Source organism: Aeromonas sp. s8 (genome assembly GCF_040907785.1).
Classification (GTDB): Bacteria; Pseudomonadota; Gammaproteobacteria; order Enterobacterales; family Aeromonadaceae; genus Aeromonas; species Aeromonas veronii.
On sequence record NZ_JBFOCL010000013.1, the window covers coordinates 48,098 to 63,986 of the forward strand.

General features: G+C 54.5%; 15 protein-coding genes, 1 other RNA gene and 1 pseudogene. 11 read left to right on the forward strand and 6 right to left on the reverse strand.

Annotated features, from left to right (window positions below; all coding sequences use genetic code 11):
• Positions 1-88: 88 nt before the first annotated feature.
• On the reverse strand, positions 89-1,312 hold the full coding sequence (gene ubiH, locus AB5Y86_RS03575) for a 2-octaprenyl-6-methoxyphenyl hydroxylase (protein ID WP_368192164.1): 1,224 nt from the start codon (positions 1,310-1,312) through the stop codon (positions 89-91).
• A 177-nt stretch (positions 1,313-1,489) separates the two neighbouring features.
• The gene (locus AB5Y86_RS03580; protein ID WP_033138039.1) at positions 1,490-2,059 is read right to left on the reverse strand and encodes a UPF0149 family protein; all 570 of its coding nucleotides are present in this window, start codon (positions 2,057-2,059) and stop codon (positions 1,490-1,492) included.
• A gap of 173 nt (positions 2,060-2,232) precedes the next feature.
• Between AB5Y86_RS03580 and zapA the strand changes: the two genes are divergently transcribed.
• Together zapA and ssrS are read left to right on the forward strand one after the other, a co-directional pair.
• Positions 2,233-2,565: a cell division protein ZapA gene (gene zapA / locus AB5Y86_RS03585; protein WP_005333910.1), complete on the forward strand. Its 333-nt coding sequence runs from the start codon at positions 2,233-2,235 to the stop codon at positions 2,563-2,565.
• 16 nt (positions 2,566-2,581) lie between these two features.
• A non-coding RNA gene (gene ssrS / locus AB5Y86_RS03590) (6S RNA) lies at positions 2,582-2,763 on the forward strand.
• A 195-nt stretch (positions 2,764-2,958) separates the two neighbouring features.
• Here ssrS and emrD read toward each other — a convergent pair.
• From emrD to AB5Y86_RS03605, 3 genes are all read right to left on the reverse strand, one after another.
• Entirely contained in the window at positions 2,959-4,155 is a 1,197-nt protein-coding gene (emrD, locus tag AB5Y86_RS03595) for a multidrug efflux MFS transporter EmrD (RefSeq protein ID WP_368192165.1), read from the reverse strand.
• Between the two features lie 262 nt (positions 4,156-4,417).
• Entirely contained in the window at positions 4,418-5,080 is a 663-nt protein-coding gene (locus AB5Y86_RS03600; RefSeq protein ID WP_058056648.1) for a glutathione S-transferase family protein, read from the reverse strand.
• 168 nt (positions 5,081-5,248) lie between these two features.
• Complete coding sequence (locus AB5Y86_RS03605) at positions 5,249-5,704, reverse strand: hypothetical protein (RefSeq protein ID WP_368192166.1); 456 nt, start codon at positions 5,702-5,704, stop codon at positions 5,249-5,251.
• A 199-nt stretch (positions 5,705-5,903) separates the two neighbouring features.
• Here AB5Y86_RS03605 and suhB point away from each other — a divergent pair, with 199 nt between their 5' ends.
• From suhB to AB5Y86_RS03650, 9 genes are all read left to right on the forward strand, one after another.
• Positions 5,904-6,707, forward strand: a complete 804-nt coding sequence (suhB, locus tag AB5Y86_RS03610; protein ID WP_005352992.1) for an inositol-1-monophosphatase — start codon at positions 5,904-5,906, stop codon at positions 6,705-6,707.
• Positions 6,708-7,034: 327 nt separating this feature from the next.
• Positions 7,035-7,967: a ZIP family metal transporter gene (locus AB5Y86_RS03615; protein ID WP_047440409.1), complete on the forward strand. Its 933-nt coding sequence runs from the start codon at positions 7,035-7,037 to the stop codon at positions 7,965-7,967.
• Positions 7,968-8,135: 168 nt separating this feature from the next.
• Complete coding sequence (gene mtnN / locus AB5Y86_RS03620) at positions 8,136-8,828, forward strand: 5'-methylthioadenosine/S-adenosylhomocysteine nucleosidase (RefSeq protein WP_019446014.1); 693 nt, start codon at positions 8,136-8,138, stop codon at positions 8,826-8,828.
• Positions 8,825-9,787 carry a cobalamin biosynthesis protein gene (locus AB5Y86_RS03625; protein WP_368192167.1) on the forward strand — a complete coding sequence of 321 codons (963 nt, stop codon included), beginning with the start codon at positions 8,825-8,827 and terminating at the stop codon, positions 9,785-9,787. Before mtnN ends, AB5Y86_RS03625 begins: the two co-directional genes overlap by 4 nt.
• On the forward strand, positions 9,780-10,601 hold the full coding sequence (locus AB5Y86_RS03630) for a cobalamin-binding protein (RefSeq protein WP_368192168.1): 822 nt from the start codon (positions 9,780-9,782) through the stop codon (positions 10,599-10,601). The genes AB5Y86_RS03625 and AB5Y86_RS03630 overlap by 8 nt, the downstream gene beginning before the upstream one ends.
• A gap of 144 nt (positions 10,602-10,745) precedes the next feature.
• On the forward strand, positions 10,746-11,750 hold the full coding sequence (pseB, locus tag AB5Y86_RS03635) for a UDP-N-acetylglucosamine 4,6-dehydratase (inverting) (protein ID WP_167572082.1): 1,005 nt from the start codon (positions 10,746-10,748) through the stop codon (positions 11,748-11,750).
• The gene (pseC, locus tag AB5Y86_RS03640) at positions 11,747-12,880 is read left to right on the forward strand and encodes a UDP-4-amino-4,6-dideoxy-N-acetyl-beta-L-altrosamine transaminase (protein WP_368192169.1); all 1,134 of its coding nucleotides are present in this window, start codon (positions 11,747-11,749) and stop codon (positions 12,878-12,880) included. Before pseB ends, pseC begins: the two co-directional genes overlap by 4 nt.
• Positions 12,881-12,900: 20 nt before the next feature.
• Complete coding sequence (locus AB5Y86_RS03645) at positions 12,901-13,803, forward strand: class I SAM-dependent methyltransferase (protein WP_236563830.1); 903 nt, start codon at positions 12,901-12,903, stop codon at positions 13,801-13,803.
• A 46-nt stretch (positions 13,804-13,849) separates the two neighbouring features.
• Positions 13,850-15,022 (forward strand): pyridoxal phosphate-dependent aminotransferase, encoded by a 1,173-nt coding sequence (locus AB5Y86_RS03650; RefSeq protein WP_368192170.1) that lies wholly within the window; start codon positions 13,850-13,852, stop codon positions 15,020-15,022.
• Between the two features lie 182 nt (positions 15,023-15,204).
• On the opposite strand, the pseudogene AB5Y86_RS03655 reads toward AB5Y86_RS03650, so the two are convergent.
• Positions 15,205-15,889 (reverse strand): annotated as a pseudogene (locus AB5Y86_RS03655) (IS3 family transposase); the annotation flags it as partial.

Here is a 15,889-nt window from a genome sequence, read left to right on the forward strand (position 1 = left end):
CAGGCATCACCTCTTTATTCAATAGATTTTGATCAACGAATGGCGGTCACCATCTTCCGGTCAACAGGTTCCACTCAACAAGTGCTGGCTAGTTGCCGCACACATCAGCGACAAAGCCCAGGGTGCGCGAGGCAAGCGGCGCCTTGATGCACGGGAATCGCCCCATCAGGGTGAGCGCCAGATTGCGCCCCGCCACCAGCGGATCGTGACCATTGGAAAAGAGCTGGGCCAGCGAAGAGGTGAGCCAGACGGTCTGCTCCTGATCGCGCTGACGCCGCTGCCAGTAGCCACTCAGTACCTTGAAGCTGCCGATATCCTCCCCCTCTGCCAACGCCTTGGCTACGGCGCCGGTAAGCAGGTCGAGATCCCGCATCCCGAGATTGAAGCCCTGTCCGGCAATCGGGTGCAGGGCGTGGGCGGCATTACCGATCAGCACGGTGCGCTGGGCCAGCGGATAGTCGCAGGCGGTCAGAATGAGCGGATAGACGTTACGCACGCCACATCGCTCGAAGCGGCCGAGCCGCCAGCCAAAGGCCTGCTGCAGACGGGCAAGAAACGCCGCCTCATCGAGGGCCATCAGCTCATCCACCTCATGCTGCCCGACGCTCCACACCAGCGAGGAGAGCCCCTCCTGCATCGGCAGCAGGGCCAGCGGCCCCCCTTCGGTAAAACGCTCGAAGGCGCGTCCCTCAGGGTCTTGCGCCGTTTTGACCGTGGCGATGATGGCGTGCTGCTCAAAGTCGTGGCGGGTCACCGGCAACTTGAAGTGCTGACGCACAAAGGAGTTGCCGCCGTCTGCCGCCACCAGCAGGCGGGTCTCAATCTGTTCACCGTTCTCGAGGGTGAGGGTCACCTTCTCCTCATCGGGCACAATCTCGCTCACCCGGGCCGGACAACAGACCCGGATATTGGGAGAGGCCGCCATCGCCCGTTGCAGCTCATGACCGGCAGCAGCAAGCTCGATCACCTGACCCAGCGCGGGCAGCCCATATTCGGCCGCCGACAGGCGAGCCTGGCCGAAGTGGCCCCGATCCGAGACATGAATCTGGGTAATCGGGGCGCAATGGGGGGCAAACAGCGGCCAGAGTCCGCGTCGCAACAGCGCATCACAGGTACCGGCCGAGAGCGCAATGGCGCGGGCGTCGAACCCTGAATGGGTGTGCTGTTCGGGGACGCTTGCCTCCAGCAGCAGGATCTCGAGGGGGGAGCCATCGGATCGGAGCAGGGCCGCCAGCGAGAGGGCCAGCACGGCACCGCTCATTCCACCGCCGACCAGGGTGACATCGACCTGTCGCACATCAGATTGAGACATAAGCAGAGAGGAAGAAGTGAAAAAGGTGGCCTCATGCTATCACAAAGGCGACCGGCGGATGTGCGCTTGAGGGCAAAAAAGCGGTTATGGCTCACAGGGTTAGCCACAACAGCGCCATAAAAAAGAGCGCCATCAGGCGCTCTTGCAGATTCAGTAAGGGTCGCGTTGACTCGCACCTCAATGAAGGGTCGGCGGCGCGCTCGGGGTATCGGGGCGCTTGCCAAACTCTTCGAAGGCCATCATGACACCCAGTTTGACGTGTTCGTAGAGCACCAGAAAAGAGGCTTCGTTCTCGTCATCTTCCTGATCGAACTCGGCGGAGACCTGAGTGATGCTGGCGATATCCTGGATCATCTCCTGCAGCTCTTCCGACGCGCGTGAGAGCTCCTGCTGCACCACGCCGAAACCGGCCAGAAACGCCTGTGACCAGTCCACCAGCGAATCGATGCGCTCGTCGAGGGGAGCATCATCACTTGGCAGCAGCAGCTCGACGCCCTTCTGGGCCATCAGGCTCTCGACCACATTGTGATAAAGATCGGTCATCACCTGGCGCACCGGGGCCGGCAGGCCGAAACCGTCATTCACCAAATCGTTGAAATGGGGGACCCAGCTCTTCTCATCCAGTGCCACACCGCCGCACACCAGACCGCAGATCACACCATGGGCCTCTACTGCGCTGGCCATCAGCTCATGTTGTTCCATGATGTCGGCCACTGCCGCGTATTTAAGGGGGTTCGTTTTGCTCATCGAGGATCCGCTCAAAGTTCAGTCAAATTTGCAGAATTAATGGTCAGGATCCTAGCATTCTCCCTCTTGCAGAGCCAGCAAGGCCTTGAAACTTATGCATCTGCGCTATATAGTCCCGCCCAGTTGTCCACGTGGATAAAGGCGGAAATCAGCTCCGCCGTATTGAGGAAGGCATGAGCACAGAGGCCGTAGAAATCGTCATTTTGGGACGTCCCTACAAGGTATCCTGTCCCTTGGGACAGCAGGATGCCCTGCGCCAGGCCGCCGAGCAGCTGACCGACAAGTTGATCGACCTGCGTCAACGTTCCAAAGTCTCCAGCAACGAGCAATTGGCTATCATGGCGGCGCTCAATTTCTGTCATGAGCTCTGCCTTGAAAAAGAGAAGAACCACCAATACTCTGAGACCATGGACAAGCGGATCAAGATGCTGCAGCGCACCATCGAAGCGGCCCTGATCGAGCACGGACAATATGGTGATTCCAGCGAAGAGGGGCAGCAGCCCTAATCGCAAACCGTTTTAAAATTCCCTGGGATGTTTGTCAGCCGGTTCAAGTCCCCGAGCCGATATTCATACCAAACAGGGGATCTGCCTTCTGGCTATTGCGCATGCTCGGCACGACCGAGAAGCCTGCGGTCAGATCCGATCCCCGCCTTGAACCGACGGTTCAAGGGCCCAAACCGGCAACGGCATCTCGGGGTACCAACAGCAAAAGCCCGTCACCAGCGTGACGGGCTTTTTCTTTGCCTGATGATCAACGAACTGTCCCGTCCTGAATATGGTTTACACCTTTCCCCCCAATAAATGGAGAACCCGATGGGACAAGGTGTGAAACGGACACTGCCATAACGACAAAGCCCGCCAAACAGGCGGGCTTTGTTTTGCAACTGGCAAGCAAATTTAGATGGCCATCTGCTCGTGGGGGGAGCCGTGGTGACGCAGCCAGACAAAGCTCAGCGCCACGATCAGCACCATCAGTGTCATGATGGCCCCCAGGGTCACCTGACCGGTCATCGGGAAACCGGCCGCTAGCAGGGTCACCACACCGGCCCCCAGATTCTGCATCCCGCCGAGAATGGCCCCCGCGGTGCCGGCCTGACCCGGGAAGGGCTCGATGGCACAGGAGGTGGCGGTCGGGTAGAGAATACCGCTACCGATGAAGTAGACAGCCGCACCACCAACCAGCGAGGCAGCACTCACCACCCCGAACAGCCCCGGCACCAGAATGATAAGCGACCCCAGAGCCAAAAAGGCGATGCCAAGGCGCATCAGCTTGCCCTGAGTCAAACGGAAGCTCAGCTTGGCAGAGAGCCAGGCTCCGAACAGATAGCCGGGCAGCGGCAGCACGAACAGCACGCTCACGGTACGGGCGCTCAGTTTCAGCACATCGCCCAGCAGCACACCAGCCGCAGCCTCAAACACTGCCAAACCGGCAAAGGTCGCCATCAGGCAGAGCAGGTTGCCCTGAAACTTGGGGTTGCCCAGCACATGACGATAGGCTGCACCGACGCGCAGTGGCTGACGGGCAGCAGCAGGCAGGGTCTCGCCAAACCAGGTCATGATCGCCAGGGTGGCTACAGCACCAAAGCCGAACAGGAACCAGTAACCGGCGCGCCAGTTGAACAGCTCGGTCAGCCATCCCCCCAGCACCGGGGCCAGCAGCGGGGAGAAGATCACCCCCATGCTCACCAGACTGTTGGCGCGGTTGAGCTCGGCGCCATTGTAGCGATCGCGCATCACGGTACGGCTCATGGCGCCACCGGCACCGGTACCCAGCCCCTGAATAAAGCTGCCCACCAGCAGGGCGGCAAAATGGGGGATGACCTGAATGATCAGGGTGCCCACCAGAAACACCATCATGCCGACGATCAGCACCGGACGACGACCGATGCGATCCGACAGCGGCCCGTAGACAAACTGGGAGAGGCCATAGGGGATCAGGTAACAGGCCATCACCGCCTGCAACTGGCCCGAGGCCACATTGAAGTCCCCCGCCATCATGGGAATGGAGGGAACATAAAGGGTCTGGGTCATCTGGCCCACAGCGACCATCAGAATGGTCAGTAAAAACAACGGATAAAAACTGTGCCGATCCATATCAGTCCCAAAAAATCGAAAAAATGCTGCCGCCCCTCTGGCACAAAATGGCCCAGAGGAATCTGATCACAGAGGCTGTGATGCAATCAAAAACAGTGTTGGAAACAGTAGGCGGGGAGCCCGCCAAGCCACCGCACAGGACGCTTGGTGGTATGGGGGCATCATAGTGATTCAGCTCACAAAAAACGAACGAATCTTTATAATCGGCTTGCCTTAGTTTTTCTAATATTACGGGGCTTCACGCCCCGTCAGCATTTAAAAATCAACGTGTTACCATCTGCTGCGCCTGCTTGATCAGCTCATCGGGCTGCTCCTTGCGTGGCGGTATGGTGATCCCCTTCTGGCAGGCAGGTTTCTGTGCCATGCGATCCATCCAGGCTTGCAGATGGGGCAATCCCTCGATGGAGATGCCGCTCCAGTCATAAATACGCACCCAGGGCCAGGTGGCGATATCGGCGATGCTGTACTCGTCCGCCAGATATTCGTGATGGGCCAGATGGCTGTCGAGCACCTCGAACAGGCGGCGCCCCTCCTTCTGGTAGCGTTCGATAGCGGCGGGGATCTTCTCGGGGAAGTAGCGGTAGAAGACATTGGCCTGCCCCATCATGGGTCCTACCCCGCCCATCTGGAACATCAGCCACTGGATGGCTTGAGAGCGGCGTTTGGGATCAGCGGGCAGCAACTTGCCTGCTTTCTCCGCCAGATAGATGAGGATGGCCCCCGACTCGAATACGGCGAAATCGTCGTTATCCCGATCGACGATAGCCGGAATACGGCCATTGGGATTGATGGCGAGAAACTCGGGCTTCTTCTGATCCAGCGCCGAAAGATCGAGAGGAATGACCCGATAGGGCAAACCCAGCTCTTCGAGGGCGATCGCCACTTTGAAACCATTGGGGGTCGCGGCGGTGTAAAAGTCGATCATGATTCACTCCTTGTTGGTCATAGCCAGATTGCACGGTTGGAACAGGGTGCAACACCATAGCCGCCTCATCTTGCAACAAGTGACCGGCTCCAGACCATTAAAAAGCGGCGCACCGTAGGCCAAACAAGGCCACGGTGCGCCGCTGGTGTGCTCTGGCAATGGTAGATATTAGTTGATCATGGCGACCGGCTTGCGCTGGCGCAGCATGATCAGGCGGGAAAGCAGCGGGAAGTAGGACTCCAGCTTGCGCAACAGCACCCGGCTGCAGGCAGGCTCGGCCAGCTCCGACTCATCCAGCACGATGCCGTTTGAGACAAAATAGAAACGGGGGTCACGCACATCCGGCCCGCAGACCGTCAGCTCCTTGTCCCCCTTGCGGATCAGCAGCGGCAAGACCGGCAAACCGATCGTCTCATCCTCTCCCCGGGCACATCCGGCATCCTGCCAGGGCGCATCGCCGTCGATCAGCAGGATCGCCGCCTCCGTCTTGGCCGGTTGCCACTGGGCCAGGGGGGTCACGGTGATGTGGGCAAAGTGATCACCATACTCGGGTGATGACCGCAAGATGGCCAACAGTCCCTCGCTGGCCGCTGACACGTTCTGACTCACTAATGACAAATTCATGGTTCACATCCCTATGCTCATGACAGCCTGTATCCGGCTGCTGGGATAAGACTAGCGCAGATCTGGTCTATATTGGAGCCGTCAAATCTGGCAGTGGTAATCAATTGGTCGTAGGGGGATAACAGTTGCCATCGCACAAAATACTGGTATCATACCGCGTCCTTTTATCCCCCGTTCTTTAACATCCAGTGGTGAACCTATGCATCCGATGCTGAATATCGCCGTGCGCGCTGCGCGCAACGCCGGTCAAGTTGTAGTAAAAGCCTTCTCCCAGCCCGAGAACATTGAGGCTATCCAAAAAGGCAGCAATGACTTCGTGACCAACGTTGACCGTGAAGCCGAAGCGGCCATCATTCACACCATCAAAAAATCTTACCCTGAGCACAGCATTGTTGCTGAAGAGTCTGGTGAGATTGCCGGTACCAATCCGGACTACCAATGGATCATTGACCCACTGGATGGCACGACCAACCTTGTCAAAGGCATTCCGCACTTTGCCGTTTCCATCGCCCTGCGCGTGAAAGGCAAAACCGAACAAGCCGTTGTTTACGATCCCATCCGTGACGAGCTGTTTACTGCTACCCGTGGTAGCGGCGCACAGCTGAACGGCTACCGTATCCGTGTCGGCAAAGCCAAAGAGCTGGCTGGCACCGTACTGGCTACCGGTTTCCCCTACAAACAAAAGCACCACATCGAGTCCTACCTGAAAATGTTCCAGAGCATGTTCATCGAATGTGCCGACATCCGTCGCTCCGGCTCTGCCGCACTGGATCTGGCCTACGTGGCTGCCGGTCGCGTCGACGGTTTCTGGGAAATCGGCCTGAAACCCTGGGACACCGCTGCCGGTGAACTGCTGGCCAAAGAAGCTGGCGCCATCGTCACCGACTTCGTAGGTGGTCACAACTACGAAAACTCCGGCAACATCGTGGTTGCCAACCCGCGTGTCCTGAAAGAGATGCTGGGCAAGATCCGCGAAGAGCTGCCGGAGTCTCTGGCCAAATAAGCCAGCTCCCCAGCCTTCACCAATATAAAAAAACCGGCGCAAGTCGGTTTTTTTGTTTCTGTTAACCGAACACCAAGGCAGACATCTGCAACTGATTTAAAAGAGTTCGCGATGCATCCCCCACTTGCCACCCAACATCCAGCTCCGTCATTTGCAGACCACCACTCTTGCCCCCCGCCTTTGGCTACCGATAAGAGTTCCCATGTGTTTGCTTGGATAAACTCTTTCCAGATTTTCAGATAGCGGCAATCGCCTTGCAGGCATGGACAAGGGGCGGCCAAGTGGATGTAATGCCACCATCCACTTTGCACACCTTGAGGTCATGCCATGGACCATCTCTCAGCTCTTCCTCCGTTATCCTGGTCACAGCAACTGCGCAGCCAGATGCAAAGCCGCCCGCTCACTGCTCTCGGCCTCTTTATCGCGCTGGCTGCCGTCTTGTTGCTACTGTTGCAGAGTCTCATCATGCTCGCTACCGGCGAGGTGACCAGCGGCGTGCGCTATGGCCTTGTCGGTGGTGCCGCCGGGTTTGCCGCCACCGCCATCGGCGCCCTGCCCGCCCTGTTTCTGCGCTCGGTGCCGCAAAAGGTAGAGGACACCATGCTGGGCTTTGCCGCCGGCATGATGCTGGCGGCCAGTGCCTTCTCCCTGCTGCTGCCGGGGCTGGAGGCCGCCGAGGGGATCACTGGCAACGGCTTCAGTGCCGCCGCCGTGGTGGTGGTCGGCATGACCCTCGGGGTGCTGTTGATGCTGGGACTGGATCAGTTCACCCCCCACGAGCATGACAAGACCGGCCCCTGCGGCCCCGGCCATGAGAGCTGCTCCCGGGTCTGGCTGTTCGTCTTTGCCATCGCCCTGCACAACCTGCCGGAGGGGATGGCCATCGGGGTCAGCTTCTCGCAGGGGGATATGTCGGTGGGGCTGCCGCTTACCACTGCCATCGCACTGCAAGATATTCCGGAAGGATTGGCGGTGGCGCTGGCCATGTGCGCCGCCGGTTTTCGCCCCTCGGTGGCGGTGCTGGTTGCCATCGCCAGCGGCCTGCTCGAACCGGTTGGCGCCCTGCTCGGAGTGGGGCTCTCCAGCGGCCTTGCCATCGCCTACCCCATCGGACTTGGGCTCGCCGCCGGCGCCATGTTGTTTGTGGTCTCGCACGAGGTGATCCCGGAGACCCACCGCAACGGTCACCAGACCTATGCCACCCTCGGTCTGATGGCAGGCTTTGCCCTGATGATGACGCTCGATACCGCGCTCGGCTAAAGGCACTCTCCCCTCCTCATCAATGCTTTTTGTCACCTGCGGCGCTCCCATATGGAGCGCCGCGCTTCATCTCTCCTTTCGCTTGTGCCTCTCGGCGCCGACGCCATCTTTTGTTATGATCTACAGCAACTTAAATTCAGCCACACGGCTATCAAGACGAGGTCAGCAATGAAAGTAGGTATTATCGGCGCCATGGAGCAAGAAGTTGCCCTGCTGCGCAGCCAGATGAGCAACCCCACCACCCTGCAACTGGGCGGCTGCGAGTTCTATCAAGGGATGCTGGCAGGCAAAGAGGTGATCCTGACCCGCTCCGGTATCGGTAAGGTCGCCGCCAGCGTGGCCACCAGCTTGCTGCTGGAAAAGTTTTCCCCCGACTGCGTCATCAATACCGGCTCTGCGGGCGGCTTTGCCCAGGACCTGCATATCGGTGATGTGGTGATCGCCAGCGAGATGCGTTTCCACGATGTCGACGTGACCGCTTTTGGTTACGAGATGGGCCAGATGGCGCAGCAACCTGCCGCCTTCCCCTGCGACGAGAAGCTCATTGCAGTCGCTCAGGATTGCATCGCCGAGCAGGGCAAACACCAGACCAAGGTCGGCCTTATCTGCACCGGCGATCAGTTCATGTGCAAACCGGACGCCATCGCCAAGGCTCGCGCCGACTTCCCGCAAATGCTGGCGGTCGAGATGGAAGGTGCCGCCATCGGTCAGGTGTGCCACATGTTCAAGGTGCCCTATCTGGTGGTACGCGCCATGTCCGATATCGCTGGCAAGGAACAGGTTGAATCCTTCGATGCCTTCATCGAAGTGGCCGGCAAGCACTCCGCCGAAGTGATCATCAAGATGCTCGGCAAGCTGTGATCGAGAACGGCTCGTTTGATTTGATGGCCGACGCCTTCCTCTCGACGACGGCGGCCATTCTGGTGGGGGCAGCCCTGCTGGAGGTGGTGATCCCGTGGCCATCCCATCTGCGTCTTTCGGCCGTCACGCCCCTGCTGATCCGCCTGGGGCACAAGGTACACAGACCTGATGGTTCACCCGGCCAGCAAATGCAGGCCGGCCTGCTGGCAATGCTGGTAGTCTGGCTCCCCTGCGCCGCCGGGCTCTGGTCGCTGCGCAATCTGGCCCTGAGCGAGCCGATCTTCGACATGCTGTTCCTGCTGCTGATGCTCGAATCCCGCCCGCTGCGCGAACTCGCCCATGCCACCCGCTCGCTCGCCGCCCAGGAGACCCTGCCGCTGGCGAGATTGCAGGCGGCTCCCTGGCTTAAGCGGGAGACCGGTAAACTCTCGGCCATGGGGCTCGCCAAAGCGGTGACGGAGAGCTGCGCCCTGCGTCTGGTAGGCCAATGGGCTGGCCCACTGCTGGGATATGCTCTGGCCGGCGTACAGGGCGCCCTGCTCTGGCGGCTGGTGCAGCTGATGAACCTGAGCTGGAGTCGCAAAGATCCCGCCTTCGACCACTTTGGTCGCGCCGCCAGCGCCCTCTATCAGGGGCTCAATGCCTCCGTCATTTTGCTGCTGGGACTGCCACTGCTGGCAAGCCGTCTCAAGCAGGCTGCGCAGTTGCTGCGAAGTGGCGCGCTCTGGCCCTATCCCGCCATGGGGATGCTGCTCACTTTGCTGGTAGACAAGTGCCGGATCCGCCTTGGTGGTCCTCGCTACTATCAGGGGGCTCTCCTGCGCTGGCCAGTCATCGGCACGGGTGCTGAGCCAGATAGCGAGACTCCGCGCAAGGTGCTCAATATTCTGCAAGGAATTGGCTGGGGCTGGTTGATGCTGGCACAGCTTGTCACTGTGGCGGGGTTACTTCATGGTTAGATGGTTGCGATTACCGCTCTGGCTGCCCTGCGTACTGATTGCCTGGTTGCCCGGTGCCCTGCAGGCCGCAACGCCGACCCGGGTGGTGAGCATAGTACCCCATCTTACCGAGCTGCTTTATGACATCGGCGCCGGTGACAAGCTGGTGGCCATCGACGATGCCTCAGACTATCCCGCCGAGGTGAAAAACAAACCCAAGGTGGCCAATTATCGCAGCATCAATGTCGAGGCCCTGCTGGCACAAAAACCGGACCTGATCCTGGGCTGGCGCTCGGCCCAGTCACAGATGCTGGCCCCGTTGGAACAGCTGGGTATCCCGGTGTTCTACTCTGAACCCACCGATTTTGCCTCGCTGGCGACCGAGATGCGGGCGCTGGGCAAATTGCTTGGAGTGGAGAAGAGTGCCAACGAAGCCGCCGATCGCTATCTGGCGCGCCTGCATTCCCTGCAACAGCGCTATGGCCAACCAACCGGCGTCAAGGTGTTCTACCAACTCTGGTACCCGCCGCTCACCAGCGTCAGTGGCAATGCCTGGCCGGCTCAGGCCATCGAACTCTGCGGCGGGATCAACATCATGGCGAATGCCAAGACCCCTTACCCTCAAGTGGACATGGAACAGGTGATCAGAGCCAACCCATCGCTGATCCTGGCCGGGAGTCAAGATCCTGACGCTCTGCGTCACTGGCAGAAGTGGCCTAATCTCGACGCGGTGCAGCATCAGCGACTCGATTTGATCAACTCGGATGAGCTGCACCGATTCACCCCGAGAGCCCTTAATGCGGTGGCGGATATATGCAGAGCAATCAGAAAGTAACAAAAGCCAAAGAGATCAAGACCTGAGTGATGCCCTTGGCTTTAAAACCGTTTTTATGAATTGATCACACTCTTTACAGAAAAAGCTGGTACTTTATTTGCTAGCATATGATTCATCTACTGTTTTTGAGACGAGATGCCCACAATGTTCAACGATAAAACGCTACTGATCACAGGTGGCACTGGCTCGTTTGGCCAGCGATTGGTCAAGACAGTACTGGAACGTTATAAACCCAAACGCCTTATCATCTATTCTCGCGACGAGCTGAAGCAGTTCGAGATGCAGCAAGAGTTCAACGACCCCTGCATGCGTTATTTCATTGGGGATGTCAGAGACGCCAACCGCCTCACCATGGCAATGCGTGGAGTGGATTACGTGGTTCATGCTGCCGCACTCAAGCAAGTGCCCGCCGCTGAATACAACCCCATGGAGTGTATTAAAACCAATATCCATGGTGCAGAGAACGTCATCCAGGCCGCTTTGCTCAATCAAGTCAAAAAAGTTATTGCCCTCTCAACTGACAAAGCCGCCAACCCGATCAATCTCTATGGCGCCACCAAGCTGGCATCAGACAAACTCTTCGTGGCGGCCAACAACATTGCGGGTCAAGACCCAACCCGTTTTGCAGTCGTTCGGTACGGCAATGTAGTTGGCTCCCGTGGATCTGTTGTTCCCTTCTTCCAAAAGCTGATTGATCAGGGTATTGATGCCTTGCCCATCACCCATGAAGAGATGACTCGTTTCTGGATTACCTTGCAACAAGGGGTGGATTTCGTTCTGGACAATTTTGGGCGGATGAAGGGGGGGGAAATATTCGTTCCCAAATTGCCATCTGTTCGCATCACAGATTTGGCCAGTGCCATGGCTCCAAACCTGCCACACAAGATCATCGGCATTCGCCCGGGAGAGAAGCTCCATGAAGTGATGTGCCCTGCCGATGACTCTTATCACACCTTTGAGTTTGATGACTTCTTCGTGATCGGCCCAACAATCAACTTCAATAATCGCAACAACGACTTCTCAAAGACAGCTGCGGGCGAAAAAGGAAAGATGGTCGAGCAGGGATTTGAATACAACTCTCGAAGCAACCCTGACTTTTTCTCCATTGAACAGCTACAGAAGATGAACCAGAGCAAGGTAGCAGAATGATCCCCTACGGCCGTCAATTTATCAGCCAGGCAGATATCGATGCTGTCGTGGAAGTTCTCAAGTCCGACCTCCTGACCCAAGGGCCGGTCGTTCCCCGCTTCGAGCAAGCGGTTGCCGACTACTGTGGAGCTAAATTCGGGGTGGCGGTCAATTCAGGTACTGCAGCATTGCATATCGCCTGTCTGGCGCTGGGCGTCGGCCACGGGGATTGGGTCTGGACATCGCCCATCAGCTTCGTTGCATCCGCCAACTGTGCTCTCTATTGCGGTGCACAAGTCGACTTCGTCGACATTGAGCCCGATACAGGGAACATGTGCGCAGTGGAGCTGGAGAGGAAGCTGATTGCCGCCAAGGCGGAAGGGAAACTACCTAAAGTGGTAATACCGGTACACTTTGCCGGCCTCCCCTGCGATATGAAAGAGATCCATCGCTTGGGGCAAGAGTATGGCTTTCGGATCATCGAGGATGCCTGTCACGCCCTGGGGGCTCGCTATCACGATGAACCCACCGGCAATGGCCGCTACAGCGATATCACCGTCTTCAGCTTTCATCCGGTGAAGATCATCACCACCGGCGAAGGGGGGATGGCCATGACCAACGACCCTGCGCTTGCCAAGACGATGCGCATGCTCCGCAGCCACGGTATCACCCGCGAACCGGAAGACTTTATCAATGAACCGGATGGTCCTTGGTACTATGAGCAGCAGATGCTCGGCTTCAACTACCGAATGACCGATATCCAGGCTGCATTGGGATTAAGCCAAATGGTCAATCTGAAAAGTTGGATCGCAACACGTGGCGAGATTGCCCGCCGTTACTTTGAAACATTAGCCCCAGAACATCTGCCACTTTATTTTGGCAAAGAACGGAACAGTGCTTTCCACCTGTATGTACACCATGTAGTACCCGAACAACGCTTTAACCTATTCCAGCTACTACGCGATCATGGGATTGGGGCCAACGTGCACTATATGCCGATATACAAGCAACCTTGGTATAGTGAAAAAAATCGATATTCACTAATTTATGCTGAACATTTTTACGCTGAAGCCATCACTATCCCTCTATTTCCTTATCTTACTAACTCACAACAAGAACGAATATTAAGCGTATTAACTTTGGATTATTGAACCCTCGTTTTGGAGTTTTTATGCAAGTAATAATATATGGCACATCGAGCTATGCATTACATTTTTTACCCGCCTTAGCATTAAACTTTAATATAATCGGATTTGTTGATAGTGACCCAGCCAAAAAAGGGACTATTTGGATGGGAAAAAAAACTTATCATCCAAGTGAACTTGGACAATTAAATTTTGACTTTATTGTTATTGCAAGTACTTTTGTGAAAGAAATAAATAATACTTTACGTTCATATGGACTCCCAGAGGGTATAACTCCGACAGAATTACCTGAAGTAATGCAGACTTTTCATTTATATGAAAATGCGATAAAAAAAATTCGCTTTGATAAAGAAAAAAAAATCCCCAAAAGCTCTCTTCAGCAATCCCATATAAAAAATGCAATCCTAATCCCCAATAGGGAGAGCCTTCTAGATATTCTACCTAAAGGAGGTACTGCTGCTGAAATTGGTGTCGCTGGTGGAGAATTCAGTAAAAAAATTCTTGATATTAATGCCCCTAAAAGTCTACATCTAATCGATGTCTGGAGCTCTGAACGTTATGGAGAGCCATTATATCTGGAAGTGAAATCAAAATTTCAGAAAGAGCAAAGAGATGGAAAAGTCATTATTCATCGGCGTGAATCATTAGATGCTCTCCAGATATTCCCAGATTCATTTTTTGATTGGATATATATTGATACTGACCATAGTTATGAACTCACACGTGAAGAACTTAGGCTCAGCGCCTCTAAAATAAAACCAGGTGGATTTATTGCCGGCCATGATTATCAACAAGGTAATTGGGTAGCACAATATCGTTATGGTGTAATGGAGGCTGTAAGTGATTTCTGTCATGAGTCAAACTGGGAAATAGCCATGATTACTATGGACATGGCGGAAATTCAAAGCTTTTGCCTCAAAAAAATATGACTATCAAATATACATTTTTCATTATTAAAATAAGTGAAAAGCCAATATGTTAAAAATAAGCAAAAGGTTGAAATTTGTAAAAATGCCTGCATCAATTACCATTTCTAACCGGGCTAAAGAAATGTCTGCCATTCATAGCGATTTTATAGATGCGAGTATTGGGCAGCCAGACCACCGCCCCCCCATTTGCATAGATGACCTTATTTTTTCCTATGAAATAGATAGCTCATCACAATATGGCCAAGTTCAAGGAACTACTGAGTTAAGATCATTGATTGCTAATAAAACTAACGATCTACATGGAACCAAATACACAAAAGAAAATGTCATTATAACACCAGGAGTTAAACAAGCACTAAACTATTTATTTATGACATATATTGATGAAAATGACGAAATAATTATAACAAAGCCATGCTGGTTAAGCTATAGCAGTTTAGTGGATTTATATGGTGGGGTATCCGTAAATATCGAAAGCTCAGCAAGGAATAAATTCATCTGTAATGTACGTGACATAATCAACTCCATCACAGAAAAAACAAAAATGGTATTGATATCCAACCCTGTAAATCCGACTGGAGTATTTTGGAAAAAAAAGGATCTCATTCTTTTAAATAATGCGTTATCAGCGCAAAAAATCCCATTGGTAATAGATGCAATTTATGAAGACATTGATTTTCATCAAAGAAAAACCTTGATGAAAGATTTTAATGACAACATCAAAAACATTATTTATCTGAGTGGATTTTCTAAAAACATAGCTATACCAGGATATAGAGTTGGATATATTTTAGCAGAGAGTAAAACTATTTCCACCTTAACTAAATGCCAATCACACGTAATAACATGCCCCAGCGTCATAGATCAGCAAATAGTATATTCCGCATTTAAAAGAATGCCCCCAAAATACATCAAAGACACTTGCCTAAAATATCAATCAAGAGCTGACTATTTCTGCTCAGAATTAGACAGGCTTGCTATAAAATATATAAAACCAGATGGCGCCTTCTATATATTAGTAGATGTTAGCTGGATATCAAAAAATTCAATCGTCGCTTCTGAAATTATTCTTGAGCAAGCACACATCTCAACAGTCCCAGGCTCTGAGTACGGAGCATCCTCAGAAGGATACATTAGAATTGCGCTTGTACACCCAATTGAAAAATTAAAAGAAGTAATTTCAAGGTTATTAGCAATAAAAAAAACACTAATCACGTAACTTGTTTGTTGTATCGAGATATATTTAATATGCACAGATTGTACAGATCTAGTTATCAGCTGGCACCGGCCGCAAACCGGTGCCGTATTTACGCTACTTTAGGGCGCTGTTTCCCAAATCAAGCGGCCACTGCCCCAACCCATAGTGACCGCTACACTCGACGCTTTCTGACAGTGTAGTGGTCAACTAAATCCGGACACTTGGTTAGGCCGTTCTTCGGCTCTTGCTGGCGGTATCCCTTCATTGTGTTGATGTGGACGCCGCCAGTTGTAGTAATCCATCAGGTAATAACTGATATCCCGCTTTGCCTCCCGCACGCTCATGTATCCCGTTGCCGGCAGCCACTCTGACTTCAGGCTTCTGAACAACCGCTCCATCGGGGCGTTATCCCAGCAGTTGCCACGCCGACTCATACTCTGGGTCATGCGATAGCGCCACAGTCGTTGCCGAAATGCCCGGCTGCCATATTGGCTGCCCTGGTCAGAGTGAAATAGCACACCGGATGGGCAACCCCGCTGCTGATAGGCCATCTCCAGAGCTTTGATTGCCAATTCTGCATCAGGCTTATCAGACATCGCCCAGCCCACGACCCGCCGGGTGTGCAGGTCAAGCACCGCTGCTAGGTAATGCCAACGGCCACCTGCCCAGACGTAGGTGATATCGCCACACCTGATTGGGTTGCTGGACATCAAATTCGCGGGCCAGCAGATTGGGAATGTCCGGTCGTTCAGACTGAGCCACCTTATAGCGGTGTGCGCCCGGTTGCTTGGGTACCAGACTGGCTTCCTTCATCAGGTTACGTACTTTGAATCGACCAATCTGATACCCCAACTCCCGCATCATCGACATCAAGGCGCGGCTGCCTGC